The organism is Sphingobacterium yanglingense (genome assembly GCF_004363245.1).
Classification (GTDB): Bacteria; Bacteroidota; Bacteroidia; order Sphingobacteriales; family Sphingobacteriaceae; genus Sphingobacterium; species Sphingobacterium yanglingense.
This window is the reverse complement of sequence record NZ_SNYV01000014.1, coordinates 595,176-612,500: the sequence shown is the minus strand read 5'-3', so window position 1 is coordinate 612,500 and position 17,325 is coordinate 595,176. Positions and strand designations below refer to the sequence as shown.

Genomic DNA, 17,325 nt, shown 5'->3' with positions numbered 1-17,325 from the left:
AATATATAATGGATATAAAATATTTAGTACCCCTAAAAGACTATCCTGCACGTAGCCCCTATGCTGTGAGCGGTAGCACATATGAGATAGAGCCATTACCAATTCATGAAATCGAAAGTCTCGAACAGACCTATAACTCAGGTGATACATTTCCTTTGGCGCTTAGAGAATTATTATTTCTTGCCGGAGGATACTGCTATGCTTTAGATTACGGATATGATGGAAGCATTGAAAGTATGCAACAAAAAGTACGTCAATTCATGCAAGAATGGGACAGAGAGTTAACCCGACCTTTTCTAGTCATCGATGTCTACAATATTCTAGACCAATTCCTCTTTGTTTTTCTCGACGAAGGGGAAGATCCTGTGGTATATCAGGCCGAATACGATCCCGATGATTTACCCGAAGGGCAATGGTACGAAGCTATGCAGCCAAGCCTCTCTACATTTATCAACAAAGTGGTAGCAAGGGTCAAAGCAGGCGGAAGTCCTTTTTAAGTTTAGAGACAAGGTTCCAAGGCAATCGTTTTGTGATTCGGATAGAGTCTACCCTCAAAGTATGTAGTAGCTGTGAAGCCTATATGGCTTACCTTAAGGAAGTCGGAAGACAATATGGGAAAGAAATAGAAATACATTTGAAAGATAACGGTAAAATGTTAAAAATGGAAAGTATCGATAAATTATAGAAAACACTCGATTATTATGAATATAAAGTATTTAAAATCATTACAAGACTATCCCTCACATTGGCCAAATGCTACGGACGGAATTTTTGATCATATTGAACCGTTATCAATTGGAGAAATAGAAGGGTTAGAACTGACTTTTAACAACGGTCTCCCTTTCCCTTTAGCGTTGAGAGAATTATTATATCTTGCTGGAAAGAGTTGCTATACCTTAGATTATGGTTACCAAGGCTCTATACAGAAAATGCAGCAAGACGTCCGTAAATTCATGCAAAAATGGGACAGAGAATTAACCCGACCTTTTCTGGTCATCGATGTCTACAATATTCTAGACCAATTCCTCTTTGTTTTTCTCGACGAAGGGGAAGATCCTGTGGTATATCAGGCTGAATACGATCCCGATGATTTGCCTGAAGGACAATGGTACGAAGCTATGCAACCAAGCCTCTCTACATTTATCAACAAAGTGGTAGCAAGGGTCAAAGCAGGCGGAAGTGCATTTTAAAATTAATTTATAATGGTTCCAAGGCAATCGTTTTGTGATTCGAATAGAGTCTACCCTCAAAGTATGTAGTAGCTGTGGAGCCTATATGGCTTACCTCAAGGAAGTCGGACGGCAATATGGGAAAGAAATAGAAATACATTTGAAAGATAACAGCATAATGAAACAATTTAACAACTTAACGGATTTATAATCAAATCACTATATGGAAATTAAATATCTTAAACTGCTACAAGACAACCCTTACGAATATCCTGCCGCTGATGAGAATAATCGTTATCCTATTGTTTCCCTGTCAATCACAGAGATAAACGACCTCGAAACGTCTTTTAACAACGGCTTAGCTTTCCCTTTAGCTGTGAGAGAATTATTATATCTCGCAGGAAAACGATGCTATGCCTTGGAATACGGATACCAAGGCTCTATACAGAAAATGCAGCAAGACGTCCGTAAATTCATGCAAGAATGGAACAGAGAGTTAACCCGACCTTTTCTGGTCATCGATGTCTACAATATTCTAGACCAATTCCTCTTTGTTTTTCTCGAAGAAGGGGATGATCCTGTGGTATACCGTGCGGAATATGATCCTAATCATTTACCTGAAGGACAATGGTACGAGGCTATGCAGCCAAACCTGTCGACATTTATAAACAAGAAAGTGCAATACGTCAAAGCTGGCGGAAGTGCATTTTAATTAGAATAACATCTAATATAAGTTCACTAAAGAGGATAAAATAAGTAAATCATTTCAGCATAAAAACGTTAACGAAACCCATGCCGACAAATACCATAACTAAACGCTACTACCCGGCACTCTCGGAGGTCATCAGCACGGAAGACCTACCGGAGTTCCTACATTTTGCTGAAGAGGGACTGGAGAATATACTGAGCAAAATCTACTATAAAAACTTGCAGTACTCCAGATCGCAACGTGGAGATTCCGCCTTTTATAGCCTGGATATCATTAGCAAAAGTATTGGTCTTCCCCTACCCTTTGGGATGCGTCTGGTGCTCAATCCGGATACGGATGGCGATAGTCAGATATCCTCCTTCCCCATATCCCTGCAGTACCAATGGGAACTGTTGGCCTACCTGCGTGCATTTAAGGTAGAGGGTTTTTCATTCGAACCGGATGCAATGTTTGAGCTGGGCTTACAGCTCTTCAAACTAACGGATGCCGAGGTTATAGCGCACATCATCAATTACTTTATCGATCCGGAACTGGATATCGACGCCAAGTTCCAGAATTTGGTCGATTCCATAAATTTTCTGTATCCGAGTGCCAACCTGACGCTGCCTGTAGATGAAGAACCAACGGCAGTGATTCTAGCGAATCTGATCCGCCAGAACACCAATATACCAGCTGCGGTGTCGGCCGTCATGTTTGCGATATATATACTGGCAGACGGACTGGAGCAGACCAAAGCTAACCTACAGCAATTCTACCAGCTCATCATGCCATCGGGTATCGAAAGCTATATCCGTAATCTGATCACACCTAAAGTAAGGGCTACAGTTACACTGTCGGCGGGTATTGAATTTCCGCACAACATACTGAAACCACTGGACGCGCAAGGGAATCCGGACCTCAACAAGAAAGCCGTATTTAAATTTGTAGAAGCTACGTTCTATGCCGATACCGAAGCGGGTATGGGGTCAGAAATAGAACTTAGCGGATCGCTATTGCCAGGGCCATGCCAGATCGGGAATTCGGGATTTGTCATCGATTTTCAGAAAGCAAAGCTCGACCTGAGTAAAAAGAAAAATATACCGGAAGCGGATCTGGCAGGCTATGGCCCCGATTTTACAGGACTATATGTAAAGCGGGCAAGTGTAGCTTATCAGGGATTGGGCATTGAAGATACCGAACGCCCCTCTATAGCTATTGTAGCAGATGACCTATTGATCGGCACGGGAGGCCTTTCTGGTCGTATCGCACTGGAATCGGAAGGTTACCTGTACCGAAAATTCGGCAATTTTGCGGTGGAGCTGAACCGCTTTTCAGTAGGATTTAACAAAGGTCAGATCCAACAATGCGATATAGCTGGAACACTCACCCTACCGGGATTCAAACAGGGAGCAGGTCCTGCGATCATCGATATCGAAGCGCAGGTACTGGACAATGGGGAGTTCATGGTAGCGGCCAAACCGCAAACCGAGTTTTTCACCATTACATTGCCCAATATACTGAACGTACATATCAGCAAACTGCAACTCGGTAAGGAAGCAAAGGGCTTCTATATTGAAGTGGCGGGTAGGCTGGACTTTTTGGCTGAAATACCGGGACTGGGCCAAGTGCTGCCTAAACAGATCGAGGTGCAGCGCTTTCGCATCTGGGACAATGGGGACATGGAATTTGAAGGGGGAAGCCTTGTTATTCCAAAAGCATTCCGCCTAAAAATTGGACCAGTCAATATCGAAGTCAATCAGATTAGCTTTGGTGCACATAGCCGTATGTTAAACGGTGTCGAAAGAAAGTACCGTTACTTTGGCTTTGATGGTATGGTCAATACGGGAAGAGCGGGCGTAAAAGCGAATGGTGACGGTATAAAATATTATTTCACCACCGATCATAACGATACGGACAAACCATTTGATCATTATACAAGCATCGACGCGATCGGTGTGGAGGTAACCGTACCCGGCAATGTCAGCAAAGAAAATGCGGCATTTTACCTCAAAGGGTACCTCAGTATGAGTAACCCGGATCCTAGCATCATCGGATCGAATGCCGGTGTAGAGTATACGGGAGCGGTAGATTTTGCGCTACCGAAGATCGGATTAGTAGGTTCTGCGGCTATGCGCTTGAATCCAAAGATTCCTGCCTTTATTGTAGATATAGGTCTAGAACTCCCTATACCGATTCCGCTAGGACCAACGGGATTAGGTATCTATGGGTTCAGAGGATTGATCGGACAGCACTATGTGCCCGCAAAATCGGCAACCACACCGCCGCTTAAAGAGGATGCTACCTGGTGGGATTATTATAAGGCGAAAAGTAAGATTACAGGACGTGAAGGGATTGAAATCGATAAATTTGCGACAAAATCGGGCTTCTCGGTCGGAGCGGGTATTTCACTGGCCACCTCTTATGATAAAGGGTATACGTTCTCCTCCAAGCTCTTCATCATGCTGGGGCTACCCGACGTCTTCCTATTACAGGGACAGGCAGGGATTATTCGCAATCGGATAGGCCTCACCAAAGATGTAGACCCACCGTTCAGTGCGTTGCTGGCTATCGACAGTAAGTCGGTGATGACGAGCCTAGGTGTCAACTACAGACTGCCGGAAGGTGGCTCTTGGGACGGTGGAATTATATCCATAAAGGGTACCATGGAACTAGCATTCTTTTTTAAGAACTCGTCGGCATGGTACATTAATCTGGGACGCGAAACCCCAGACTCCGCCCGGATACAGGCTAAAGTACTCTCCATATTCCAGGTATATGCCTATCTGATGATCTCTTCAAAAGGGATCAACATGGGGGCAGGTGCTGAATTTAACTTTAACAAGAAATTTGGGCCAGTATCTGTTGGATTGGGTGCATTCATACATATACGAAGCGCTATCAGCTTCAAACCGATGCAGCTGGGAGGCTCTATCAACCTCGGAGGGTATGCGTATCTGAAAGTATGGAAATTTAAGTTCGGCATATCAGTAGCAGTAATCTTGGCAGCCGAAGCGCCAAACCCATTCAGCATATATGGAGCACTGGTAATAGGCATCAATCTTCCGTGGCCATTTAAGGATATCAAATTCAAATTAGAACTCGGTTGGACCTTCAACAAAGACAACTCCGCGCTACGCCAGCCTATAGAGATCTTGAAACTTCCTAGCGATGCCGAAGGTTACATGCCTGTTGCCGCCAAAAACATTTTGTCGACAGAAATATTCCCGGTGAATTATGTCAGAACGCAGCTTCCGGATGGTGTGACGGTAAATATACCGGCACCTGGTCATAGTAGTTGGAAGTATAATTTCAACACACCGGCTGATGTGGAAAACATCACTATCCCGCTGGACAGCTATATAGACATTGATCTTCTCCAAGCAGTAAAACCGGGCAGTGCTTCTAGAATAGGTGGTAACGCAAACCAACTGCCATCGGATTACCTACAACTCGTACCGACACAAAAGGGATTGACGGATCAGGTAAGCCATGAACTGCAAATAGCAGGACTCGATATCTTCTCCTGGAATCCGACCAACAATCGATGGGATCCTTATTATATCTATGAGGCCGTAACAGCTATAGTGGATGCTAATAATGGGGAAATAAACCTGCGTGAGCTGAAAGATGGCTATTGGCAATTTGACGAACCCAATCGATACAACAAAATACGCCTCCTGTCGCAGAATATGTTTACCATGGCTTCGGAGCTGGTCTCTGTGGGTATGGAGCTGGATGGCATGAACTATAACCGAAAGGACCTATTCTGCTATGAAAACATAGAAAAACAGATCCGTATCGATTGGACCAATGATTCTCTAGGGCTGCAGTATCCAGACGGATCGAGTCGATTTAAAGACGGTCTTACCTTTCAGTTGAAAGGATTGTCTGCTGTAGTAAGACAAGGGACAGGTAGCAGTATAAACAACCTACAGATCGATCAGAACAATGGAACCATCTCGATTGTACTGGACCAACCGCTAGGTTATTTTGGTTTAGAGTTTGGCTATAATGATAATATAGGCAACATCAGGTATTATACAACGCGCGAAATCCCTCTTTTCTTTGGTAGAAAAAGAAAAGTTGAACATCTGGTAAAAACGTCACCTTTACAACCTGATCCGAATGGGCAATCTATCCTGTACAATCAACAAAACGAACCGATAAACAAAATCGTCATTGAACTTTTCGACCGAAAACCGCTGAACTTCTTGGGGGATTTACAAATCGGAGGTTATTATAAATTATTGGATACGCCTGCGCAGATGTATAACCATACGATCGAAACCAAAAAATCGGTGTCCGATACGTTCTTGTTTAATAGGGCGCTAAACGGCCAAGAGATCGTACAGGGCAATACAGCACAACTTCCTGGACTCATTGGCTACTGGAAAGGTCCTGATCCTATCGACCAAACGGGCAATAACAACGGGATATTCTCCAACAGACCTTTTAGCACTGATATGTACTGGTCGACCTCTCCTATCGACTGGCTTGAAAAAAGAAAGGGATTGTCATTTGTTGCGAAATCGGACAGTCTGGTCGTAAGGAACGCTGCAAACCTGATTGTAGAAAATGGGGATTTTTCGTTTGGTCTAACGGTCATGCTGGGTATCAACGATCGCGGAATAAGTACGTTATTGACCAAGGTATTTGAGGAAAATAGTTCGGGATATAAAAAAGGATTCAGCCTACATATCGACCGCCGTGAAGAGGTATTGCTCTACCATGACTATAGAGCCAGCACGAAATTGCCTAAATACACGGTCCTATTCACCGCCTATCATGGAGATAGTGTATCCGTAAATACAGCGAGCTGCGAATACACGCTAGATTGTGAGACCGGGTTTGTACCGATGACCCAATATGTGCAGATAACGGGTACCCTATCACGGGCAACCAACAAACTGAGTATCTATATCAATAAAGAGGTCAAACTGGAGACCGCTATTCCTGCGGAGCTCGAACCTAGCCTATCCAGAAGTTACAGAACTGAACTGAATGCGGTAACCCTGCAAGACCTCGTGACACAACAGCTGATATCCGACAACCAGATCACTAGAGAAGGCTTTATCACGGAAAACCAGCTTGTCCATACGACGCTAAACCGTACCATTCAACCGATCTGGAGACCGAATACGATATTCGCTGTCGCCATTAAAGTACGGGATATTGTAAACAAGGATACCAATGGCGCGAGACAGAAAAACTTTGTCTATGGCTTTAGAACGGCAGGCCCTATCGGTCACTTCCACCAACAGAGTGCTGTCTATAAGAAATTGCGCAATGAAGACCGAGCGGATAGCTTTAAGCTTTCGAACCTGAAACATTACATTGACTATGAACGTTCGTTCCCGGATGCATTGGGGCGGTTTGAACGTAGCAAGCCCGTATTTCACGCGGATGCAGAAATTGCACTACTATTCAACAAATCGTATATCAACGCGATGTATAGCAATTGGGCCACGTATCAAGGTGCAGCCGCTGTGCAAAGTAAGCTCACTATTCAGCTTTTGGATCCTTATGGGGAGGCGCTCCGACCGGAATTGCAATGGGAAGATATGCCTGAACAATTGATCACAGACAGTAATTATAAAAGTCTTCCTCCTGACCAACAGGCATTGTATCTGTTAAATAGGGCTGCTATACAAGACGGGTGTAACCTGAGTCCGATCAATATCAGCAAACGTAAGAAGAAAGGTGTCTATAAATTTCCAATGCTTTTGCCCAACAGGTTGTATACGGCAGTATTTGAATCGGAATACCAGCCTGTGGGTCAGGCCTTACAAACGGCCGAAGTACATCGCTTTGCAGTGATGACATCCCGATTTGCAACATTCGAAGAGCAGGCAGCGAACTACACCGTGCATGCGATCGAACTAAATCTGGAGGAACAGTACATCATGGATACGGTATCTAGATTATGGTTAGATAACTACGAGGCTAATGATACGAATATCATGCGCTATGCCTTTAAATTTGACCGGGTTCTATTCGGTGGTCTGAAAATAAACAAGATTGACCAATTTGAAACGACAGTCATACAACCGATCATCAATATAGATCCTACTACGCAGAACAAACGTATAATCGCCGTATTGATCCATAATCCGGAGCCTTTCAATAACCCGAATCTGGTGGAAGCGGATCGCACGGACACCCTACTCTTAGGAAAGCTGAACGGGCCAGATTTTGTAAAGGACGATACGGTGAAAGCGGTACACAACCGCGATACCTCGGCGGTACTTTTATCAAATGACCAGCTAAGTATTCTGTCCGATTCATATGCGTTCCGATTCAGGTATAAGAAGTTTGATGGAGAAGGATATAACTCGCTCTTTGAAGAGTATATCAGTGCATCGGTATCGATCACTACAACCTAGTGCGTAGCTAAAAAGATTTATAAAAAGGTAAATTAAAAGAGTAACAATGGAAAGTATCAAAAATATAAATGCTTTTTACGCGGATTTTGAATCCGTATCCAGCTGCTTATCTGCCATATATCAGGCGGAACAAGCGGGGCTGCTGGACAGCTATACTTCGCTACTGGAAAAGCTGCGGAATATGGAAAATGACAGTCTGAAAAAGCTCTATATACAAACTATATATATACTAGCAGAACTCCAAAGTATCCCCCCTAGCGACTCTCCTATTCAGGACGACTATTTCTATGGAGACTTCGAGGACTTTGACTTCCTATTTGATGATTTTTATACGGGATATCTTGATTATAGCAATAAATCATACGAAGCGATATTCGGCAGTATCCTGCAGCTTTTTGAAGTCATAAAGTCTATAGCGGACAGGCTCACCAATGAACAGCTTCAACTGCTACAGGATGCACTACTGGAGTTTCTTACTGATTTTTGGGAAATACAGCGGGAAATCGAAGCACTGGGGCTACAACTATGTACAGATGTAAGTGGCCTAAGCCCATACAATAATTCGGACAGTCTATACTTACAGGCGGTAGGCTCGGATGGCCACGACGGCATCGTCGCCGGGATACATCTTCGCTGGATGTTTGCCGGGGATCTTGCGGACAAACACCTGGCAAAGGGCAATTACTTCGAAAATAAACCGATCCCAAACACGGGGTATAATAAAAAAGATGATTTCGTCCGGATATTCCGTGCGCCATACCGACCGAGCAATGGGCTACAGCTAAATCTAAACTACCATATCCCGGCTATAGACCATAGAAATAGACAGTGGACCTACGTCTTTAATAACAGCAGAGGGACGGAATATGTGAAAATGACATTTGAGGACGCGGCACAATATACTATACGCTTACGCACCATTAACCCACTATCCCAACCTAAAGAATTTATTGATGCGTACAACGGCGTGATTGGACTAGAGGTGCGGGGAAATAGCTTTCATCAGGTAGCGGTACAGCTTGCAAATCTGGCCAGTACACAAAAATCCATCCGACTGGAAGCAGCATCTGCAAATACTTTTACAGCTCAGGAGAACGAATCGCTCATTAATTCTTACCAAACTGAAATTCTTACCGCAAATGAAAACAAAACTATTGATTTCATGGCGGATAATATCCGTAAAATCAGGATAAAAAAGGAAATCGGCATTTCAATCAAGGAGATTGTGCTGCATAGCTATGCTTCGCTCTTACAACCCATACAAGAATCTGACTGGGAAGAAATAGGTAGTGGCTTTGCGCTCTCGCTAGACGACAACCTTGTCTTCAATAACCTAGAGACGGCAGAGAAAATGATCGATCATCTGTGGCCACATTACAATGGGGGCACCACGGTTCGGGCATCTAATTACAGAAATAAATGGAATCAAGGTACACCTGATGATCAATCGATCAGGGAACTGGTAGAAAAATACCTCTTGCTATCTGAAACTGATCCTAGAGCAATGGAAACATTGTCCCGTATAAATGGGGAATTGGACCTACAGGAAGAAATCAAGGTAAGTAACCTGGACACGTTGAATATGCTAGCCATGGACTACCATATCGCACGGATGTTTGGTCTAGGACATATCGATCATACTGTACAACCCACAAATACCGGTAAATATATTTACCAAGTGCGGTATACGACCAAAACGGCTGGAGCAGTTCAGGTATCAGAACATCGATACACTTCGCTACCTACATCTATCCAAGATCGACGTACGTCTCAAAATCCCAAAATACGCCCGTTGAAGTATGGGTTCCCTGCAGAGGACTCCAGTATGAACGACATAGTGGATAGCAATGGATATAGTCTAGTGGCGCCTGTCCGTGTTATCAATATTGGTCGCGAAAAAGAAAGCTTTGAGTACGACAATTTTGATTTTTTCGCCGAAAATGCCACAGTACTGAATGCTAATGCCTTCACGCAGACCAAAAGCATTTTATATGGAATAGAATATAGAAAGAATAATAACCCCGATTATGTGAAACCGGAAATAACCCAAGAACCGGGATATGATGGTCAGTTGTATTATGCCTATGACACGGATAATCCAAACGGGGTATTGGAACCTGTCCCCTTACTCGATCAGGAAGACAGCCTCTATATACACATGGTACGGGAGAACGGAATACATCACTACGCGATATACGGAATCGACTGGTTCTTTAGATCTTCTTTGCGGAGTGAGGAGGCTTCTTCGGACGAGACGACTATCTCATTGTCTCAGCGTATCCTGCCACCGATAAACCCTTCTGTCCAATATATACAAGAGGAAGACCCTATTGTTTTTACGACGGATACGGAACAGGGCTGGACAGCCGGTCGGATGCTACAGTTTCCGGATGCCGACACCTCATTGACGCGGGTTACCTTCGACTGGGTAGATATTGTGGATGTGAGTTATGTGGATTATCAGGACGTAACGGAACTGACTCAAGTAGCCCGAGCGAATCAGGTTAGGCCGCTCTTTTTGGATAGAACAATGTACGAAGTGGTGGGTAAAATAACCCGTCTACTAGAGGTCGCGGACAATGATCAGCTCCTGCGGATTACAACGGGAGGATTTACGTCATTGGACGGCACTACAGCCATTCCAGTAGTACCGACGGCCGATTTACCAAGATTTGCAAACAGTATGCTGAATACTACAGAAGGTTCTTTTAGAGTACATTCTTTGCAAAATACGGGAAGCGGCTTAGAAATCACTATTTATAAAAATGTGGAGGAATCGCTAATCTCGGATGCTGATCCAGAAAATCCGATGTTTGGCAAGAGTTCGTCTTGGATAATTCCTTCTGCAGGCAACAAATTCTCTGTGGTAGAGAATCTGGGCGATGCAAACAATTGGCAAAAACTAGAGAAGACCGTACCTCTGGTCTCCTTTGCTGATCCCAATCAAGCCGAAATTGAAACCTTGGTGGATGCAGAAGGTAATGCCAATCATTTCTGGATCGGGGGTATACATCAACCTGCTCAGGTTACTTCCTTATTCGGCAGTGAAATCCCGGAAGAGGATAGATTACCGGGTTATTACAAGATCGTATTCCCATCTTATACCCTAGCCGAGCATCCGCAATCCAATATTCCGTATAAGCCAGATACACCTGCCGCAAACAATCCTGAAACGATTCACAATGCGCATGTGGAATGGTATAAAGGAATCGTACGTATGCCTGTATCGGCAACAACGACCGACACAACCTCGAAAGAAATACAGGTGGTGCGTATAGAAGAGCTGTCTCCATTGGAACTGTATATCTATGATGCGGACTATATTGAAAACCCAATCTATGTACCCGAGGTGCCGACTGCTACGATACCCGTGAATTTTCACCCGGGCTACAAAGCATATTTTTTTACCGAACCCTCTCCATATATTTTCAACCGAAGCAATATTTTACCTGCTAATGGAGCGAATGATCGCAGAACCTTGATGGCTTTGCAAAGTCTCGACACGAGAAAAAGCAATCTTCTCTCCACGCTAACCATGCCTATGGTCCTGCTAGCTCGAAATATTGTGAAGCCGCAACCTATCGAGATGCCATCAGTGTCCTCATTAAAGGTACGGCCGGATGCGACCAAACGGGCAGCTTTTACCTTGGATATCAAAGTCGCTCCTATTGGAGCTGGATCAGCAAGGCGCCCGTTCGGTCATATCTTTTACAGAACGGATCACAACGAGGTGTTGGATGCGCTGTACAGTGCGCAAACAAAGCAACAGATCGTCGAGGATCTGCAAGGGCTTACGGAAGATCTTTTTTACGAACAGCGATACTCCGAGCTGGTCAACCTGGTATTTGACCCGTTGAATGAGGGATATTTTAAAATGTATCCTGCAATACCCGCTCCGTACGGATTTCCAATCCCTGATAAGACGGGACTGGTCTTACCTACGGATAGTATGGCTATCAAAACGGAAAAATACCGTCGCGCAATACAAGCTACCTTAATGCCACTGACCGAACAGCCGCCTTTATTTGAATACCTGGATGAAGGTCTGCTTACGGAAAATACTTTGCCTGTACTAAGGGATACCGATGGAAAACTCTTGGATCAGAATGATCCCCGTTTTAATCCGTACCCTATGGCCCGGAAATTTAAAAAACCGAACGAGACGAGCACTTGGTATCTGCGGTTTACGGATTATACGCTGAATGGCAATTCGAGACAACTCTACTTTTACTCGGCAGTGGAAATAGATAATCAGCTGACACCAGGTCCGCTAAGTCCTTTTGCTGGTCCTGTTGAAATACTGCAGTCGGTTCCATCTGAAGCACCACAAATTAAGGCATTTATTGATAACACGGATGTCACCAACGACTTGGTACCACCAATGATAAGTTTTCAGATCGCCAATATCAATATAGATGACCGCATTACAAAAATCCGAATCTATCGGTTTGAATACCCGGAAAAACTGGATGTAATGATGGGCAATACCAACTATGTGGATGTAGCTCTTGGTGAATACAATCCGGAAGGGTATTGGGTGTCGGAAACATTTGATGGAATGGCCGAAGTACCTTTTGGCAGGACGATATACTACAGACTGGCTGGTATACGGTCGATTGTCAATGAGAATAATGTTGCGGAGGATATATTAAGCTTGCCCTCTCTTCCTCTTGAAGTCCATATTGTGGATAGCAAAAGACCTTTAGCGCCTGAAATCAGTTTCAACGCAGCTTTGACCCGACTGGAATGGCCCCCGATAGGTAAAGACTATTCGTACTACCTCTACAAGATGAATCGTGTAGGTAATTGGGAAAACGTCTATCAGGTGGTGGCGCCAGCTTCGAACGAGCCAATGTCCTATATCCTGCCTCATCCTACCAACCGTATAGATGAAGATGGTGACCGCATCTATGATCGCTACAAGCTGAGCGTAGAGAGCACGATAGGCATATTCAACCTGCAAGATGAAATCATAACAATTTAAGAAAAGAAATAGTAATCATATAAAAACGATAATTATGGCACAAATCCCTCCTATTGAAGACAGTTACATCGATGGTGTAATCAAGTCAAATGTACCCTACAACCCTACGCTCAATCAGACGCAAGGCGTTAAATTGCGTGAGCTGGTTAAATTACTACGCGATCGATTAGAACAGGAAATCACAGAAAACCATCAAATATTTACCGCCGCATTAGAAGCAAAAGTAGATAAAGAAGCTGGCAAGGGATTATCACAGGAAAATTTCACCTTAGCTTTTAAAAATAAGCTGGAAGAACTTGCTTTGATGGGGATACCTGCTGGCCCTGTGGATACAATTGGAACTCCTGTTTCTGAAAACAGCCCCAAATTATTCTATAATACCACATCACATAAGCTGCGGATATACGATCCAGTATCTATGACATGGCGGGATAGTATCGAGGCCGATCTAACAAACTATTATACAAAATCGGAGGTTAATGCTTTGATAACAGCTATACCAATTCCTAATCTACAATCTATAACCACAGGTCTAGGGAATAACAAAACTTCTAATACTATTCACATAAATGGATATGAAAATGATGTATTAACCGAAGGACTTAACTTACGATATTTAAATGGTATTGGGCAGATGTATAATATCGGAGCAGATGGAGTAACTAAATCACACATTTCATTAACTAATAACCAAGTAAGCTTTGGATTAGATAATTCAGGATCTAACGGAGGCCTTTCAATTACAAAAGATACAAATGCAAGATTAATTATAGGAACATCTCAACTTACATTAAATAGTTTCGAAACCGCATCTACCCCTAGCGCTCAATTTAATGGAAGAGTAACAGGTAAGCCCGCTACCATGTATAATGAATTTGTTGTTCAGTCTCAATTAGAGGATGCACTTGTAAACAAGTTAAATGCTTTTAAGCATGTAACAGCGCAACACCAAATCTACATTAAAACAAATAGTGGAGAACAGCGCATGGTAGATTTAGACACATCTTCTTTTAAGAACATTAGATATTCAGAAGCAAATTCACATAACATTGGATCTATGTCCTTTGATGAAACTGCGCTGAGCGACAATGTTTCAAGTGTACCTTCCTCTAAGGCTGTCAAGGATTATGTAAATAGCTTACTAGGTAAAAGGAAAACTCTACTTATCGAGATGCCCCCCTTAACGTCTACTGGACTGAGCCGGCGTCATAGTGAAAATCTAGACATACTACACCCTATCATTGGTAAATGGTACAAAGTGACACTAGTTGCTGACTTATATATGAAAAATATAACAGATGGAAATATCGTAAATTTCGGATACGGAATAAAGAGATCGAATACCGCACCAGGAGGAGGAGCTGCAAATATACTTAGTACAATTCAAAAGACTTACCAAAACGTAAATATCGGAGACCATGAAAATGTCTTTACAAGAAAGTTTACTATTTATTTTAGATTAACAAGCTCTAGCATAGTGGAGAGTTCTTTGGAAATAAACTCTCTAATGAACCCCCACACATCCCCTTCAGCTCCGCCAATTGTTGTTCAAGAAGTAACAGGATATGTTCTATCCAACTTAGTAGAAGCAAATAGCAATCCTATATCAACATACTTTAGTATGACTGTTAATACACTTAGTGGCACAGTTTATCCCACCATCAGAGCTAGATTACTATCTCATAAGATTGAGGAATTGTAAAATCCACATCATCTTCAATAAGCTAAAACAAAAAAGGATTCTCATCTTGAGAATCCTTTTACCTGTGCACTCCAAGGGAGTCGAACCCCTAACCTTCTGATTCGTAGTCAGATGCTCTATCCAATTGAGCTAGGAATGCATTTACCTAAAACATCAGGCATCTTCCGTTTTGGTGATGCAAATATCAGCACTTTTTTCATTATTTCAAACATTTTAACACCTTTTTTTGCAACAAAACTCTTATTTTTTTATATATTGCTGATAGTAATAGAATTACATTTCCATTTTTTATGACAGAACGCAGCATCCGTAGTAATAAAATCAGAACAGAAGACATTAGTCTATCCTATCATATCAAAAAGGCAACCGAAAAAGAAAGACGTACGATTATATTTTTACACGGCTTCCCTTTCAACAAGAACTCTTGGAGACCTCAATTAGAATCATTGGAGGACGACATTACAGGTATCGCCGTGGATGTTCGCGGTCACGGCCTATCCACCAGCGGACATGGATTTTTTAGTATTGATGTGTTCGCAAAGGATATCATAGCACTACTTGCCAAATTGGAGCTTGAAAAAGTAACACTTTGCGGTGTCTCAATGGGGGGATATATCGCACTACGTATCTATCAATTAATTCCAGACAAAATAGAAGGACTCATCCTATCGGATACCCACCACAAAGCGGACGACAATTCAGCCAAACAAAAACGTTTTGATAGTATACAGGCCATCCTGAGACATGGCAGAAGACCATTTGCCTTAGGATTTATAGACAATCTCTTTGCAAAGAAAAATGAGGAGGAAAACGAAGATGCTATAGAATTGATAAAAAGTAGTATTCGACGAAATTCGATTCAATCGATATGTGCTACCTTACTGGCGCTGGCATCTCGAACGGACAATACGGATATGCTGGATAGCATCAAGATTCCGACACTCCTCATCCGGGGAAGGGAAGATAAAATCACGCCAAAGATTCTAATGGAAGAAATGAGCCAGCGCATACCTAATGCTGTATTCGTAGAAATAGAGGATGCAGGACACCTCCCGAACCTGGAGCAACCACTGGCTTTTAATAAACATATGAACAGTTTTCTCCTTCGGTAAGGAGAAAACTGTTCATAAAGGGATTAAACCAATTCCTCTATGGTCAATGCACCAACCGTTAAATTGCTGCGTGGGTCAATCAATATAGCCCGCGAATTTACAGCGAGTTCATTATTCAGGTCAAAAACAACCTCGTCCGCCGCCTTTACGACGATCCTTCCGATATCATTTAATCCTATACGATCGTCATAAACCATCTCTTGCGTATTGACATCGTACCTGTATTTAATCTCAGCAACTTTAATCTTAGTTACCTTGGTTTGATTCTGTAAAAGGTATACCTGATTTACATCCAACGCCTTACTTTCAAACCAACTAATATTGGCCTCAAAACTACGCTCGGTATGTGGTTGCGAATAGGCACTAACAATAAAATCACCTCTTGAGATATCGATATCATCTGTTAAATGGACAATGATAGACTGTCCATCCTCCGCATGCGCTAGATCCACGTCGTCAAACGTTATAGCCTTTACCCGACTCGTTACCCCACTAGGCAATACGACAACTTCCTCTCCTACTTTTAACCCTTCGCCTATTACCCGACCGGCATAGCCCCTATAATCCGGAAGATCTACTGTCTGAGGGCGTACCACCCATTGGACAGGGACGCGCCAAGCGCCGGTTCCTTTGTCGGCAAACTGAACCGTCTCCAGATAATGCAGCAAAGTCGGACCTGTATACCAAGGCATATGCTTGGAAGAAAAGACAATATTATCTCCCTTAAGTGCGGAGACCGGCACAAAATCTACGTCCTGTAAATTTAAATTGTCCGCTAATCGTTGATAATCCGACTTAATCGTATCAAAAACAGATTGACTATAATCTACCATATCCATTTTATTGATACAGACCAGCACCTTTTTCAAAGACAATAATTTTGCGATGAAAGAATGTCTTTTGGTCTGCTCGATCACCCCCTTGCGGGCATCTATCAAAATAATGATCAAATCAGAATTTGAGGCCCCGGTCACCATATTACGGGTATACTGAATATGTCCTGGTGCATCGGCAATAATAAATTTACGCACCTCGGTCTGAAAATATTTGTAGGCCACATCGATGGTAATACCCTGCTCCCGTTCGGCCTTCAATCCATCGGTGAGGATAGCAAGATCGACCGTACCGTCGTCATTCTTCCGATTCGCTTTTTGAATAGCCTCCAATTGATCGTCCAATATAGAATCGGTATCGTATAGCAAGCGACCGATCAGCGTACTCTTGCCATCATCTACTGACCCAGCCGTTATAAATTTTAATATGTTCATTTCTTTTCTAATAATTTAG

General features: G+C 43.0%; 8 protein-coding genes and 1 tRNA gene. 7 read left to right on the top strand and 2 right to left on the bottom strand.

The window, feature by feature from the left end; genetic code table 11:
- The first annotated feature begins 8 nt into the window (after positions 1-8).
- The 6 genes from CLV99_RS13820 to CLV99_RS13795 all read left to right on the top strand — a co-directional run bounded on the left by CLV99_RS13820 (position 9) and on the right by CLV99_RS13795 (position 14,926).
- Positions 9-497 (top strand): hypothetical protein, encoded by a 489-nt coding sequence (locus CLV99_RS13820; protein ID WP_133585077.1) that lies wholly within the window; start codon positions 9-11, stop codon positions 495-497.
- A 204-nt stretch (positions 498-701) separates the two neighbouring features.
- Positions 702-1,190, top strand: a complete 489-nt coding sequence (locus CLV99_RS13815; RefSeq protein ID WP_133585076.1) for a hypothetical protein — start codon at positions 702-704, stop codon at positions 1,188-1,190.
- Between the two features lie 202 nt (positions 1,191-1,392).
- On the top strand, positions 1,393-1,881 hold the full coding sequence (locus CLV99_RS13810) for a hypothetical protein (protein ID WP_133585075.1): 489 nt from the start codon (positions 1,393-1,395) through the stop codon (positions 1,879-1,881).
- A gap of 80 nt (positions 1,882-1,961) precedes the next feature.
- Entirely contained in the window at positions 1,962-8,240 is a 6,279-nt protein-coding gene (locus CLV99_RS13805) for a hypothetical protein (RefSeq protein WP_133585074.1), read from the top strand.
- A gap of 46 nt (positions 8,241-8,286) precedes the next feature.
- Positions 8,287-13,224, top strand: a complete 4,938-nt coding sequence (locus tag CLV99_RS13800; RefSeq protein ID WP_133585073.1) for a hypothetical protein — start codon at positions 8,287-8,289, stop codon at positions 13,222-13,224.
- A 34-nt stretch (positions 13,225-13,258) separates the two neighbouring features.
- The gene (locus CLV99_RS13795) at positions 13,259-14,926 is read left to right on the top strand and encodes a hypothetical protein (protein WP_133585072.1); all 1,668 of its coding nucleotides are present in this window, start codon (positions 13,259-13,261) and stop codon (positions 14,924-14,926) included.
- Between the two features lie 65 nt (positions 14,927-14,991).
- On the opposite strand, the gene CLV99_RS13790 is transcribed toward CLV99_RS13795, so the two are convergent.
- A tRNA-Arg gene (locus CLV99_RS13790) sits at positions 14,992-15,065 on the bottom strand.
- Positions 15,066-15,216: 151 nt separating this feature from the next.
- On the opposite strand from CLV99_RS13790, the gene CLV99_RS13785 reads away from it, so the two are divergent.
- Entirely contained in the window at positions 15,217-16,038 is an 822-nt protein-coding gene (locus CLV99_RS13785; protein ID WP_133585071.1) for an alpha/beta fold hydrolase, read from the top strand.
- Positions 16,039-16,061: 23 nt separating this feature from the next.
- Here the strand turns inward: CLV99_RS13785 and CLV99_RS13780 are convergent, their stop codons facing one another.
- Positions 16,062-17,306 carry a sulfate adenylyltransferase subunit 1 gene (locus tag CLV99_RS13780; RefSeq protein WP_133585070.1) on the bottom strand — a complete coding sequence of 415 codons (1,245 nt, stop codon included), beginning with the start codon at positions 17,304-17,306 and terminating at the stop codon, positions 16,062-16,064.
- Between the last annotated feature and the right edge of the window lie 19 nt (positions 17,307-17,325).